The organism is Stappia sp. MMSF_3263 (genome assembly GCF_030733745.1).
GTDB lineage: Bacteria > Pseudomonadota > Alphaproteobacteria > Rhizobiales > Stappiaceae > Stappia.
The window spans coordinates 136,075-148,978 of the sequence record NZ_JASHIK010000003.1; the positions used below are offsets into that span (position 1 = coordinate 136,075).

The window sequence follows — 12,904 nt, forward strand, 5'->3', positions numbered from 1 at the left end:
GCGGATGGCCCAAAAAAGAAAGACCCCGGCGATGCGAGGCATCGCCGGGGTCTTTTCATGTCGGGCGGAGCGGTCCGCGGCGACCCCAGCGGGCGCGCGGAATCCGCCTGTTCAGACGATGCTGCCGAGCTTCATGGCGACGCTCATGTCGCCGGCGACCTTGATCTTGCCGGACATGAACGCCATCGTCGGGTTCAACTCGCCGGCGAGCAGGTCGGCGAGGTTCTCCTGCGAGATGGTGATGGTGCAGTCGGCGTCCTTGTCCTCATTGGTGACTTCCGATCCCTGGACGTAAATGACGCCGGCATCGCCGCAATCGAATTTCACGCTGTCGGAGATGCCGCCGCCGGCCACCTTTCCGCGCACTGCCTCGGTCAGTTCGTTCAGGCTCATGTCTTGTCTCCCTATCGCCGGATCCGTCCGGCAGGCCGGCTCCAGAAAGCATGACGCTTACGTAACCGTCAAGCTCGGCCTTGCGGGAAATCCACCGCGCTAGTGATTGTCGCGCGGCGTGCCCTTCGTGCGGGAGACGTCGCGATAGGCGACCGCCGGCTTCAGCACCATGCCCTTGTCGAACTGGTCGACGAGGGCCCGCTGGATTTCCTGCCAGGGGGTCTGGTGGGCGGGATAGGGGAAGCCGCCGCTGGCCTCGAGCGCGGCCCGTCGCTCGGCAAGTTCCGTATCGCCGATCAGGATGTTTGCGGTACAGGCCTTCAGGTCGATGCGCACCCGATCACCGGTCCGCAGCAGGGCGAGTCCGCCGCCGGCGGCAGCTTCCGGGGCGGCATTGAGGATCGAGGCCGAGCCGGACGTGCCGGACTGTCGTCCGTCGCCGATGCAGGGCATGGCGTGGATGCCGCGCTTTATGAGGGCTGCGGGGGGCTGCATGTTGACGACTTCGGCGCCCCCCGGATAGCCGATCGGGCCGGTGCCGCGAATGAACAGCAGGCAGTGCTCGTCGATCTCGAGCGTCGGATCATCGATGCGGTGATGATAGTCCTCCGGCCCCTCGAAGACGATGGCGCGGCCCTCGAAGGCCTCCGGATCGTCCGGATTGGAGAGGTAGCGGTCGCGGAACTCCTTCGAGATCACGCTGGTCTTCATGATCGCGCTGTCGAAGAGATTGCCCTTCAGGTTGAGGAAGCCGGCCTTGTCGACCATCGGCTCGGAAACCGGGCGGATGACGCGGGTGTCGAGGTTCTCCGCCTTGCGGCAATTGTCGCCGATGCTGCGGCCGTTGACCGTCAGGGCCTGCGGGTGAGGCAGCATGTCCGCCTTCATCAGTTCCGCGACAACGGCCGGAACGCCGCCGGCATGGTGATAGTCCTCGCCCAGATACTCGCCCGCCGGCTGCATGTTGACGATCAGCGGGACGTGATGGCCGATGCGCTGCCAGTCGTCATTGTCGAGTGGCACGCCGAGATGGCTGGCGACGGCATTGAGATGGACCGGTGCGTTGGTCGAGCCGCCAATGGCCGAGTTCACGACGATGGCGTTCTCGAAGGCCTCGCGGGTCATGATGTCGGACGGGCGCAGGTCCTCCCAGACCATGTCGACGATCCTGAGGCCGGTCTGGTAGGACATCTGCGCACGCTCGCGATATGTCGCGGGTATGGCGGCCGAGCCCGGCAACTGCATGCCAAGCACCTCGGCCAGCGAGTTCATGGTCGTGGCCGTGCCCATCGTGTTGCAATAGCCCACGGATGGTGCCGAGGACGCGACGAGATCCATGAAGCCCGCATAGTCGATCTCGCCGGCGGCCAGCATCTCGCGCGCCTTCCACACGATGGTGCCCGAACCGGTGCGCTCGCCCCGGTGCCAGCCGTTCAGCATCGGACCGACGGACAGCGCGATGGCGGGAATGTTGACGGTTGCCGCCGCCATCAGGCAGGCAGGTGTGGTCTTGTCGCAGCCGATGGTGAGAACGACGCCGTCGATGGGATAGCCGTAGAGAAGCTCGACAAGGCCGAGATAGGCCAGGTTGCGGTCGAGCGAGGCGGTCGGCCGCTTGCCGGTCTCCTGGATCGGATGGACGGGAAACTCGAAGCAGATGCCGCCGGCTTCCCGGATGCCCTCGCGCACGCGCTTCGCCAGTTCGATGTGATGGCGGTTGCAGGGCGAGAGATCCGAGCCGGTCTGGGCGATGCCGATGATCGGTTTGCCCGACTGCAGTTCCTCGCGGGTCAGGCCGTAGTTCAGGTAGCGCTCGATATAGAGCGCGGTCATTCCGGGGTCGTCGGGATTGTCGAACCAGGCACGGGAACGAAGGGCTTTCGGGTCTCTGTCGGTCATTCCTGTCTCCGGGCTCGTGGCTGGGGTCCTCTATTTGTAATACAAGATCATTCCCGTCAATGACCGTTTTCCTTTGGCCCGACTGCTCTTCGCTTCCTTGCCGTCAGTCAGCGGGCCTTGGCCTTCCAGCGTCGCAGAAGCGCGGCATTGGTGACGACCGACACCGATGACAGCGCCATGGCGGCGCCGGCAAAGGCCGGTGTCAGGAGGCCGAACGCGGCAAGCGGAATGCCGACCACATTGTAGACGAAGGCCCAGAAAAGGTTTTGCCGGATCTTGCGCACGGTCGCCCGGGAGATGCCGACCGCATCGGCGACAAGGTCGGGCCGCGAGCGCATCAACGTGATGCCGGCGGTCTCCATCGCCACTTCGGCGCCCGATCCCATCGCGATGCCGATGCTGGCGGCTGCAAGGGCGGGGGCATCGTTGACGCCGTCGCCGACCATGGCAACGGTGCGGCCTTGCGAGATGAGGTCCGCGACCGTGTCCGACTTGCCTTCCGGGGGAACGCCGGCGACGACACGGGCGATGCCGACGCGATCGGCCACGGTGCGGGCAACCGCTTCCGTGTCGCCGGTGAGCATGACCGTTTCGATGCCGAGCTCGCGCAGCCGGGACAGGGCCTCCGGCGTTTCCTCGCGCACCGTGTCGGCCATGGCGATGACGCCGACGGCGCGCCCGGCGACGACGATGCTGGCGCAGGTCTTGCCGTCGGCCTCGAGTTCGCGTGCGATCTGACGGGTCAGGAACGTGTCGACGCCATGGGCTTCCAGCAGGCGCTGGTTGCCGATCAGGACGGTTTCGCCGGCGATCTCGGCGATGATGCCCTGGCCGGGAACGGCACGGAAGGAAGATGGCTGGGAGACCTGCAGGCCGCGTTCCCGGGCCTCCCCGACGATGGCCGAGGCCAGCGGGTGCTCGCTGGGCTGCTGGGCGGTCGCGGCGATCCGCAGGATCCGGTCCGGATTGCCGTCGAAGGCGCGGATGTCGGTGACCCGGGGCGCGCCCAGCGTCAGCGTGCCGGTCTTGTCGAAGACGACCGTGTCCACCTTGTGGGCGACCTCCAGGGCCTCGATGTCGCGGATGAGAATGCCGGCACGGGCCGCTGCGCCCGTTCCCGCGACGAGCGCCGTCGGGGTGGCAAGGCCAAGCGCGCAGGGGCAGGCGATGACGAGGACGGCAACCGCCGCGCCGACGGTCGCGTCGAGGCTGGCGCCGGCAAGCCACCAGCCGGCAAACGTGGCGATGGCGACGACGACAACGACCGGCACGAACACCGCCGAGACCTGATCGACGAGCTTCTGCACAGGGGCCTTGGAGCCCTGCGCCGCCTCGACGAGGCGGATGATGGCGGCGAGCTTGCTGTCGCCGCCGAGCGCGGTGGCCTCCACGGTGAGCGAGCCGGATCCGTTGACGGTGCCGCCGATCACGGCGCTGCCCGCGGCCTTGGCGACAGGCAGGCTTTCGCCGGTCAGCAGCGACTCGTCGACCTCGCTTTCGCCGGCAGACACGGTGCCGTCGACGGGAACGCGCTCGCCCGGCTTGACCACGATGTGATCGCCAGGGAAGAGATGCTCGACGGGAACCGTCTCCAGCGTGTCGCCGGTCAGGCGGTGGGCGACCTGCGGGCGCAGGTCGCTGAGCGCGCGCACCGCTGCCGTCGTGGTGCGCTTGGCCCGCGCCTCAAGCAGCTTGCCGAACAGGATCAGCGTGAGGATCACCGCCGACGCCTCGAAATAGAGATGGCCGGGCGCCTGCGGCCAGGCCAGAACGGTCAGCGCGAGGCTATAACCATAGGCCGCTGTCGTTCCCAGGACGACGAGCACGTCCATGTTGGCGCCGCCATTCGCCAGCGCCTTGAAAGCCCCGACATAGAAGCGGCGGCCGACCAGAACCTGGACGATGCCGGCCAGCACCGCCTGGAGCCAGGCGGGCGGCATCAGCATCACCCCGAAGGGCGCGCCGACCATGCCGGCGACCATCGGCAGGGACAATGCGGCGGACAGCACCAGCAGCATCAAGGTGCGGCGCTCATGCGACCGGGCGCGTGCCTCGTTCTCGTCCTGCCGGCGCTTTTCCTGTTGCCACCCGGTCGGCCGTTCGCTGGCGGTGTAGCCGGTCGCCTCGATCACGGCGACGATGCCGGCGGCATCGAGGCTGCCATCGGTTTCCACCAGCGCGGTCTCCAGCGGCAGGTTCACCGAGGCGCGCAGGACGCCGGGCTTGCGGCCCAGCACCTTTTCGATCCGCGCCGAACACGCGGCGCAGGTCATGCCCCCGACATCGAGATGGAAGACGGTGCCCTCGCGCGGTTGAGCATGTGCCTGGCGAGGAGCGCCGGCAGGGGCGTCGGCCTCGAGGGTTGCCTGTGACATGTGACGGATCTCCGGTGCGGGCCGTCCGGATGCTGGCGGACAAGCCCTGTTCAACTCCAGAACAGGAGATAGGCCTTCCAGTCAATGGAAGGTCAAGGGTTGAAATACGCGGTACCGAGGTGGAGGGCGGCCAGAGGGTTGATCCACTTGCCGTCCGATGGCGGCGGCAGGTCACGTGCGTTGGAAAACCCTTCGGAAAGGGGGCGATCTCGCGATCTGGAACAAAATGGCAACGTGAAATCCCGGTTCCGTCCCTTAAATTGAGGAGGAACCCGGTGCCTTGAGCCCATTCGATGCCATCTCAGGAGCGCAGCGATTATGTCCCTTCTCCAACCGAGCGCCTGTCTCGAACGCCAGGCGAAGACGCTTCTGGACAATGGATTTCACGAGCTATGTCGTTTTGGAGAAGAGGATTTCCTCTCGAGAGTGCAACGGCTGGCTTCATCGTCCGGTTCTGCCGGGGATGCCGGGGAGATCCCGGTCTCGGGCAATGTCCCGCTATGCATCGCCTTTCGCCCCGGCCTTGTGAACCTCGCGAGTGCGATGGCCCGGATCGAAGCAAAGTCCGCGACAGGCGTCGTGGAGATGACGCCGCTGTCGCCTGATGCATTTCAGGCGATTGACGGAATTCAGCTCCCTGAAGGCGAACTTTATCTCCTGCTCGATATAGACACCGGTCGGGATCTCCTGAACGTCAGTCCGGAGGATTCGCTGGCGATCATCAGACAACGTGGCAGAACGCCTCTGACCATGGGGGAGGGGGTTGCGCTCGCGATGCAACATCCGGAGCTGTTGGCGGACAAGAAAAACTTCAACTGCATTCAAATGGCCGGCTCGCGGAAACCGGGCGATCAGCGCGTACCTTCCATCTGGTTCAGCAAAGGTCGTCCTCGCCTTGGTTGGTGCTGGGACAGGAACATCCACACTTGGCTGGGTTCAGCTTCCGCGGCCTTGCGCGTAGGCGAACAGCTGTAGTGCGCCCTGCTCGCCGCACTTGTGCTCCGGCCTGCCGGTTTGCCTTGCCGGTCTGCCGGTTCTCTGCCTGGATCCTTCCGGCGGGCCTTTCCGGCGGTGGGCGCTCAGGGCGCCGTGCGGCCTTCCTCGACCGCGTGGCAGGCGACGCCCATTGCGCCGTCGTTGCGGAAGACAGGCAGTTCGCTTGCGCAGCGCGCGTTGGCGAGCGGGCAGCGGGGATGGAAGGCGCAGCCGGTCGGCGGGCTGATCGGGTTGGGGATCTCTCCCTCCACCGTGCGGCGCGGCTGGCCGGTCATCTCCAGGTCGGGGATCGCGGCGAGCAGCATGCGGGTATAGGGATGGCGCGGATTGCGGAAGAGGTCGTGGCTCTCCGCGACCTCGACCAGCCGGCCCAGATACATGACGCCGATGCGCCGCGCCATGTGGCGGACGACGGCCAGGTCATGGCTGATGAAGAGATAGGTGAGCTGGAATTCGTCCTGCAGATCCTTCATCAGGTTGAGGATCTGCGCCTGGACCGAGACGTCGAGCGCCGAGGTCGGTTCGTCGCAAACCAGGAATTCCGGCTTTGAGGCAAGTGCCCTGGCGATGCAGATGCGCTGGCGCTGACCTCCCGAGAACTCGTGCGGATACTTGGCGCCATCGCGCGGATGCAGGCGGACGAGCTCGAGCAGCTCCCCGACACGCGCCGAAATCGCCTGTTCCGACGTCTCCAGCCTGAAGGCCCGGATCGGCTCGGCGATGATCCGGTCGACCCGCCAGCGCGGATTGAGGCTTGCGTAGGGGTCCTGGAAGATCATCTGGATGCGCCGGCGCAGGTCGCGCATTTCCGCGCCTGACTGCTTGCGCGAGCGCATGTCGACGCCCTCGATGCGGATCGCGCCGGAACTGGCCTCCAGCAGCCCCACCACCATCTTGGCGACGGTCGACTTGCCGGAACCGGATTCGCCGACAAGGGCGAAGGTCTCGCCGCGATCGATCGAGAAGGAAATCTCCTGAGCTGCCTTGAGGAAGGCCTTGGGCGAGCGTTCCAGCACCCGGTTCAGCCATGGCTTGGAGACGTCGAAGGTTCGCGACAGGGCGGTGACCTCGACGACAGCGGACGCTTCGGTGGTGCTGGCGCTCGTCATCCGGCCGCCCTTTCGGTTTCAAGAAGTTTCCAGCACGCGGCCTGGCTTTCGCCGGCAGCGATCAGCTGGGGTCGTTCGCTCCGGCACCGGTCCATGACCAGTGAACAGCGCGGATTGAAGGCGCAGCCGGCGGGGATCGAATCGAGCCTGGGCATGGAGCCGGGGATCTGGGTGAGCCGCTCGTGATCGCCGGTGAGGGAGGGGATCGCTCCCATCAGGCCGATCGTGTAGGGGTGGCTCGGCGACTTGATGACGTCGCGCACGGGTCCGATCTCGGCGATCCGGCCGGAATACATCACGGCGACGCGGTCGGCGGTTTCGGCGATCACGCCCATGTCGTGGGTGATCAGCATGACGGCCGTGCCATGGTCGCGGCAGACGCGCTGCAGCAGGCGGATGATCTGTGCCTGAACCGAGACGTCGAGCGCGGTGGTCGGCTCGTCGGCGATGACCAGTTCCGGCTCGGCGCACAGCGCCAGCGCGATGACGACGCGCTGGCGCATGCCGCCGGAAAACTGGTGCGGATAGGCGTTCAGGCGCTGGCCGGCGGCCGGGATGCCGACCTCCTCAAGGAGGGCGACGGCCCTGTCGCGCGCCTCGCGCTCGGACACCGGAAGATGCGTGAGGATCGTCTCGATGATCTGGTCGCCGATGGTGAAGAGCGGATTGAGGCTGGTCAGCGGGTCCTGGAAGACCATGCCGATGCGCTTGCCGCGCAGCTTGCGCATGGCCGGCTGGGAGAGGTTGTCGATGCGTTCGCCCTTGAGGCGGATCTCGCCGCCGGCGATGCGCCCGGGAGGCTCCAGAAGGCCGATGACGGCCGTGCCGGTGATCGACTTGCCGGCGCCGGATTCGCCTACGACACCGAGCACCTCGCCTTCGCGCAGGTCGAAGGAAATGCCGTCGATGGCGGTGAGGATGCCACGCCGCGTCGGGAACTCGACGCGCAGGTCCTTCACGGAGAGCAGGGGAGGCTGGGTCATGTTCCGCCGTTTCGCTTCGTGTTCATGTCAGCGCAGCTTCGGGTTGAGCGCGTCGCGCAGCCAGTCGCCAAGCAGGTTCACGGCAAGCACCAGGACGGCGAGCGCGCATCCGGGGAACATCGCGATCCACCATTCGCCGGAGAACAGGAAATCGTTGCCGATCCGCACCAGCGTGCCGAGCGAGGGCTGTGTCGGGGGAATGCCGACACCGAGGAAGGAGAGCGTCGCCTCGGTGATGATGGCAAGGCCGAGATTGATCGTTGCGATGACCAGAACCGGCCCGATCACGTTGGGCAGCACGTGCCGGACCATGATCAGGAAGGGAGGGATGCCGATCAGTCGGGCTGCCTGGACATACTCCTTGTTGCGCTCGACCAGGGTCGAGCCGCGCACGGTTCGGGCGAACTGCACCCAGAAGGACAGCGCGATGGAGAAGACCAGGATCCAGAAGGCGAAGCGTTCGCGGTCGAGATTGCCGAACAGTGCCCGTGCGACGCCGTCGACAAGCAGCGCGATGAGGATCGCGGGGAAGGTGAGCTGGACCTCCGCGATACGCATGATGATGGCGTCGACCTTGCCGCCGACATAGCCGGCGATCAGCCCGAGCAGCACGCCGACGACACCGGCGAACAGGACCGACAGGAAGCCGACGGCCAGCGAGATTCGGGCGCCGTAGAGGATGCCGGAAAAGACGTCCCGTCCCTGGTCGTCGGTGCCGAGCAGGAAGCGCGGGTCATGATAGTCCATGCCGATCGGCGGCACGCGGGCATCAAGGATGGAGATGCTGGCAAGGTCGAAGGGATTGTGCGGGGCAATCCAGGGCGCGAAGGCGGCTCCGATGAAGAAGACAAGCGTCACGATGGCGGAGGCGATCGTGACCTTGGAGCGCAGGAAGGAATGCAGGATGTCGCTGTCGAGGATGCGCGCGAGCATGCCGCGCGGAACCGGGCCGGCCGGCACGGGTTCCTTGGCTTCCTCTCCGGTGGCGATGGGCATGGGACTCTCCTAATGCGTCGCGCGCTCGGCGCGCAGGCGCGGGTCGACCTGGAAATAGAGCAGGTCGACGATCAGGTTGATGGTCACGAACAGGAAGGCGATCAGCATCAGGTAGGCGGCCATGATCGGGATATCGACATTCTGCACGGATTGCAGGAACAGAAGGCCCATGCCGGGCCACTGGAACACCGTCTCGGTGATGATCGCGAAGGCGATGATGGAGCCAAGCTGCAGCCCCGTGATGGTGATCACCGGAACGAGCGTGTTCTTCAATGCGTGGCGGAAGTTGACGCTGCGCTGGCGCAGGCCGCGGGCACGGGCGAACTTGATGTAGTCCGTGCGGATCACTTCCAGCATTTCCGAGCGCACCAGGCGCATGATCAGCGTCATCTGGAAGAGGCCGAGCGTGATGGCCGGCAGGATCAGCGCCTTGATGCCACCCCATGTGAGCAGGCCGGTCGACCACCAGCCCAGCTGGACGACGTCGCCGCGGCCGAAACTCGGCAGCCACTGCAAGGTGACCGAGAACAGGAAGATGAGAAGTATGCCGATGAAGAAGGTCGGCAGCGAGATGCCGATCAGGGAGATCGACAGGAAGAGTTTTGACAGGATGCTGTCCCGATGGAGCCCGGTATAGACGCCCATCGGTATGCCGACGAACAAGGCGAAGATCGCCGAGACGATGGACAGTTCCAGCGTCGCTGGAAGCCGCCGGCCGATAAGCTCGGCGACGGGCTGGCGAAACTGGTAGGAGGTCCCGAAATCGAACTGCGCGGCATTGATTATGAAGCGCCCGAACTGGGTCAGCATCGGATCGTTCAGTCCGAGCCGCTCACGCAGGGCCTCGCGCTGTTCCGGTGTCGTCTCGACACCGACCATCTGGTTGACGGGGTCACCGACAAAGCGGAACAGGGTGAATGAAATCAGTGCCACCACGAGCATGACCAGGATGGCCTGGACAAGGCGGCGAATGGTGAAGGCAAGCATGGTGCCCCTGCTTCGGCTGGACGTGGCTGCGTGCGGATACCGGCATGTCCGCGCGCTGGCGGCAGTGATTGAGACAGCCGGCGGAGGCCGACCGCTTGTCCCCGACCGATCATGAGAAAAGCGGCAGCCCGGTCACGGTGACCGGGCTGCCGAATACGCATGAGCTACGTCAGTTCTTCACGACCCAGCGGAAGTGGAACTGGTTGTCGGCGCGCTGTGCGACCTCAACCTTGTCCGACACGCCCCAGGCCAGACCCTGCTGGTGAAGCGGGATGTGCGAGACGTCGTCGTGAATGATCGTGAAGGCCTGGGCGATGAGCTCGTCGCGCTTCACGGGATCGTTCTCGACGAGAATCTGAGCGGACAGCTCGTCGACCTTCGGGTTGCAGTAGCCGCCCAGGTTGAACGGACCGCCCTTGCCCTTGTCGTCGCGGCAGCCGGTGATGTTGTGGAGCACGTTCCAGCTGTCGAACGAGCCCGGCGTCCAGCCGAGCAGATAGAAGGAGGTGTCGTAGCCGTTCGAGGCCAGCACCTTGGCGAAATACTGCGCCTTGGGCTGGGCATTCAGGTCGACCTTGATCCCGACGCGGGCAAGGAAGGAGGCGACCGCCTGGCAGATCGCCTCGTCATTGACGTAGCGATCGTTCGGGCAATCCATGCCGACCGAGAACCCGTCGCCATAGCCAGCCTCGGCAAGCAGGGCCTTTGCCGCTTCCGGATCATAGGGATAGCGCTCGAACTCGTCGGAGCGCGAGTACTGGAACGGCGAGATCAGAAGCGCCGAGGGCGTCGACAGGCCGCGCATCACCTTGTCGCTGATCGCGTTGATGTCGATGGCCTGGTAGAAGGCCTTGCGCACCCGCACGTCCTTGAACGGGTTCTTGCCCTTGACGCTGGAGTAGAGCAGCTCGTCGCGCTTCTGGTCGAAGCCGAGGAAGATGGTGCGCAGTTCCGGACCGGTGAGCGCCTTGGTGCCGGCATTGTCGTTGACGCGTTTGATGTCCTGCACCGGGATCGGATAGACCATGTCGAGCTCGCCGGACAGCAATGCGGCGACGCGCGTGGCATCGGAGCCGATCGGCGTGAACTCGACGCGGTCGATGTTGCCCTTGGGCTTGTCCCACCAGTTCTCGTTCTTCTCGAACACGGTCTTCACGCCGGCCTCGTGGCTGACAACCTTGAACGAGCCCGTGCCGTTGGCGTTGAGCGCGGCGTGATTCGGCGTGGTGTCGGATGCGGAGGTGACTTTCACGGCGTTGTTCGCCTCGGTCCACTCCTTGTCCATGATGTACCAGGTGTCCCACTCGTAGTGCAGGATCGGATTCGGGCCGGGCAGGATGAAGTCGACGGTGTGGTCGTCGACCTTCTCGACCTTGACGTCGGCGCCGATGCGGCTGGTCAGGTCGGAGCCTTCCGAGCGCACGCGCTCGGCGGAGAAGACAACGTCGTCTGCGGTGAAGTCGTTGCCGTTGTGGAACTTCACGCCCTTGCGCAGATGGAAGCGCCAACGATTCGGTTCGACCACTTCCCAGCTCTCGGCAAGGGCTGGCTCGATGGTCAGGTCCGGCGCGCGGCGGGTCAGTCCTTCATAGACATTGCCGTGCGAGCCGAGCGTGAAGGTCTCGTTGAGCGTATAGGGATCGAGCTGGTTGAGCGTTCCCTGGAAGGCGTATCGGAGTGTTTCGGCCGATGCGGCCGTTCCCATCAGCGTCGCTGCGAGCGCCGCGGTGGCCACTGTCGTTTTGATGCGCATAGTCCCCTCATGACTTTTCGTTCTGGAAGGCACGGTTCGCGCCGGTTTCTCCAGCGTCGTTCCCGTGCTTCTTGAGCTGTCGTGGCGACAGCCCGGAACCTGCATCTAAGCAAGCTCGCGAGCCCTCGTCCAGCGTGCTTTGCCAAGGGCTGCGGAGGGATGGAAAGTTGCGCTACGTAAGCTTGTGCCGGAATCGCGCGTACTCGCGGAATACGCGGGTGCCGCGGTCGTGCGCCTAGTGTGGCATATGGTCAGCGGGAAAGATCGGAGATCAAGCGCGAAACGAAACGTTCGCCGGCTGCGAGTTGCGCAATCTCGATGAACTCGTCGGGCTGATGGGCCTGGTCGATCGAGCCCGGGCCGCAGACGACGGAGGAGATGCCACGCTCCTGGAATTGGCCCGCTTCCGTCCCGTAGACGACCATGTGCCGGCCGTTGTCACCCGTCAACCGGCGCGCCAGGCCTTCGGCAGGGCCATCCGTTTCCTCCGCAAGGGCGGGAGAATCGGCGATGCACTCGATGCTCACGCCCGTGTCGGCGTGAATCTGCCGCATCGAGGGCTCTATCGTGTCACGGACGAATTCCTCGAGCCGCGCCTGCCACATCTGGCGGGTTTCGCCCGGCACGGTGCGCACATCGACGACGAACTTGCAGGACCGGGCCATGATGTTGGCGGCGGTGCCACCTTCTATCACGCCGCAATGAAGGGTGGTGAAGGGCGGATCCATGACGAGGCCGGGATCGGCGCGCTCGCGGTTCTCGCGGGTCCGGTCATCGAGCCAGGCGATGATGCGCGCCGCATTGGCGATGGCCGAGACGCCGCGATCCCACTGGCTGGAATGAACGGAATGGCCGCGCACGGACACCTGCAGCAGGGCGGTACCCTTGTGCGCGGTGATCACCTGCATGCTGCTCGGCTCGCCGATGACGGCCATTGCCGGCCGCGGGCCGTCCGACAGCATGTTGTCGATCATCGGCGGGGCGCCCAGGCAGCCAAGTTCCTCGTCATAGGACAAGGCAAGATGAACGGGCCGGGTCAGCGGAGCGGCCGCCATGTCCGGCACGGCGGCCAGCATCAGTGCCGCGAAACCCTTCATGTCGCAGGTGCCGCGTCCGTAGAGGCGGCCGTCGGCCTCGCGCAGCGTGAAGGGGTCGCTCGACCATGCCTGCCCCTCGACAGGGACGACATCGGTGTGCGCGGACAGGACGACGCCGTTGTCGACGTGAGGTCCGACGACCGCATGCAGGGCCGCCTTGGTGCCCGTCGCATCGGGTACCCGTATCGAGGCGATGCCATGTCCGGCGAGGTAGCTCTCGACAAACTCGATGAGGTCGAGATTGCTGCGCGCGGAAACCGTCGGGAAAGAAACGAGACGCGCCAGCATCTCCTGTGCGGAGTAACGTTCGGCCATG

Annotated in this window: 10 protein-coding genes; 1 reads left to right on the plus strand and 9 read right to left on the minus strand. The window is 65.4% G+C overall.

All coding sequences use genetic code 11. The annotated features are described in order from the left end of the window. Nucleotides 1-111: 111 nt before the first annotated feature. The 3 genes from RBB46_RS05270 to RBB46_RS05280 form a co-directional block, all read right to left on the minus strand. Nucleotides 112-393: an SCP2 sterol-binding domain-containing protein gene (locus RBB46_RS05270; RefSeq protein WP_306027848.1), complete on the minus strand. Its 282-nt coding sequence runs from the start codon at nucleotides 391-393 to the stop codon at nucleotides 112-114. Nucleotides 394-492: 99 nt separating this feature from the next. Beyond that, a complete protein-coding gene (locus tag RBB46_RS05275; protein WP_306027849.1) occupies nucleotides 493-2,292 on the minus strand; it encodes an IlvD/Edd family dehydratase in 1,800 nt (599 codons plus the stop codon). A 107-nt stretch (nucleotides 2,293-2,399) separates the two neighbouring features. Continuing rightward, complete coding sequence (locus tag RBB46_RS05280) at nucleotides 2,400-4,667, minus strand: cation-translocating P-type ATPase (protein WP_306027850.1); 2,268 nt, start codon at nucleotides 4,665-4,667, stop codon at nucleotides 2,400-2,402. A gap of 318 nt (nucleotides 4,668-4,985) precedes the next feature. Between RBB46_RS05280 and RBB46_RS05285 the strand changes: the two genes are divergently transcribed. Continuing rightward, a complete protein-coding gene (locus RBB46_RS05285) occupies nucleotides 4,986-5,642 on the plus strand; it encodes a DUF5701 family protein (RefSeq protein WP_306027851.1) in 657 nt (218 codons plus the stop codon). 104 nt (nucleotides 5,643-5,746) lie between these two features. Here RBB46_RS05285 and RBB46_RS05290 read toward each other — a convergent pair whose 3' ends face one another. From RBB46_RS05290 to argE, 6 genes are all read right to left on the minus strand, one after another. Then, nucleotides 5,747-6,772 (minus strand): ABC transporter ATP-binding protein, encoded by a 1,026-nt coding sequence (locus RBB46_RS05290; protein ID WP_306027852.1) that lies wholly within the window; start codon nucleotides 6,770-6,772, stop codon nucleotides 5,747-5,749. Further along, nucleotides 6,769-7,755, minus strand: a complete 987-nt coding sequence (locus RBB46_RS05295; RefSeq protein ID WP_306027853.1) for an ABC transporter ATP-binding protein — start codon at nucleotides 7,753-7,755, stop codon at nucleotides 6,769-6,771. Before RBB46_RS05295 ends, RBB46_RS05290 begins: the two co-directional genes overlap by 4 nt. A 27-nt stretch (nucleotides 7,756-7,782) precedes the next feature. Beyond that, complete coding sequence (locus tag RBB46_RS05300) at nucleotides 7,783-8,751, minus strand: ABC transporter permease (protein ID WP_306027854.1); 969 nt, start codon at nucleotides 8,749-8,751, stop codon at nucleotides 7,783-7,785. 9 nt (nucleotides 8,752-8,760) lie between these two features. Then, nucleotides 8,761-9,738: an ABC transporter permease gene (locus RBB46_RS05305; RefSeq protein WP_306027855.1), complete on the minus strand. Its 978-nt coding sequence runs from the start codon at nucleotides 9,736-9,738 to the stop codon at nucleotides 8,761-8,763. 169 nt (nucleotides 9,739-9,907) lie between these two features. Beyond that, nucleotides 9,908-11,491, minus strand: coding sequence for an ABC transporter substrate-binding protein (locus RBB46_RS05310; RefSeq protein ID WP_306027856.1), 1,584 nt, complete (start codon nucleotides 11,489-11,491; stop codon nucleotides 9,908-9,910). 251 nt (nucleotides 11,492-11,742) lie between these two features. Then, nucleotides 11,743-12,903 (minus strand): acetylornithine deacetylase, encoded by a 1,161-nt coding sequence (gene argE, locus RBB46_RS05315; RefSeq protein WP_306027857.1) that lies wholly within the window; start codon nucleotides 12,901-12,903, stop codon nucleotides 11,743-11,745. Nucleotide 12,904: the final 1 nt, after the last annotated feature.

What these genes read in the sequence shown, in the direction of transcription:
- RBB46_RS05275 (WP_306027849.1), bottom strand. Translation starts at nt 2,292, where the DNA reads ATGACCGACAGAGACCCGAAAGCCCTTCGTTCCCGTGCCTGGTTCGAC.
- RBB46_RS05295 (WP_306027853.1), bottom strand. Translation starts at nt 7,755, where the DNA reads ATGACCCAGCCTCCCCTGCTCTCCGTGAAGGACCTGCGCGTCGAGTTC.
- RBB46_RS05305 (WP_306027855.1), bottom strand. Translation starts at nt 9,738, where the DNA reads ATGCTTGCCTTCACCATTCGCCGCCTTGTCCAGGCCATCCTGGTCATG.
- RBB46_RS05310 (WP_306027856.1), bottom strand. Translation starts at nt 11,491, where the DNA reads ATGCGCATCAAAACGACAGTGGCCACCGCGGCGCTCGCAGCGACGCTG.
- RBB46_RS05285 (WP_306027851.1), top strand. Translation starts at nt 4,986, where the DNA reads ATGTCCCTTCTCCAACCGAGCGCCTGTCTCGAACGCCAGGCGAAGACG.
- RBB46_RS05280 (WP_306027850.1), bottom strand. Translation starts at nt 4,667, where the DNA reads ATGTCACAGGCAACCCTCGAGGCCGACGCCCCTGCCGGCGCTCCTCGC.
- RBB46_RS05300 (WP_306027854.1), bottom strand. Translation starts at nt 8,751, where the DNA reads ATGCCCATCGCCACCGGAGAGGAAGCCAAGGAACCCGTGCCGGCCGGC.
- argE (WP_306027857.1), bottom strand. Translation starts at nt 12,903, where the DNA reads ATGGCCGAACGTTACTCCGCACAGGAGATGCTGGCGCGTCTCGTTTCT.
- RBB46_RS05290 (WP_306027852.1), bottom strand. Translation starts at nt 6,772, where the DNA reads ATGACGAGCGCCAGCACCACCGAAGCGTCCGCTGTCGTCGAGGTCACC.
- RBB46_RS05270 (WP_306027848.1), bottom strand. Translation starts at nt 393, where the DNA reads ATGAGCCTGAACGAACTGACCGAGGCAGTGCGCGGAAAGGTGGCCGGC.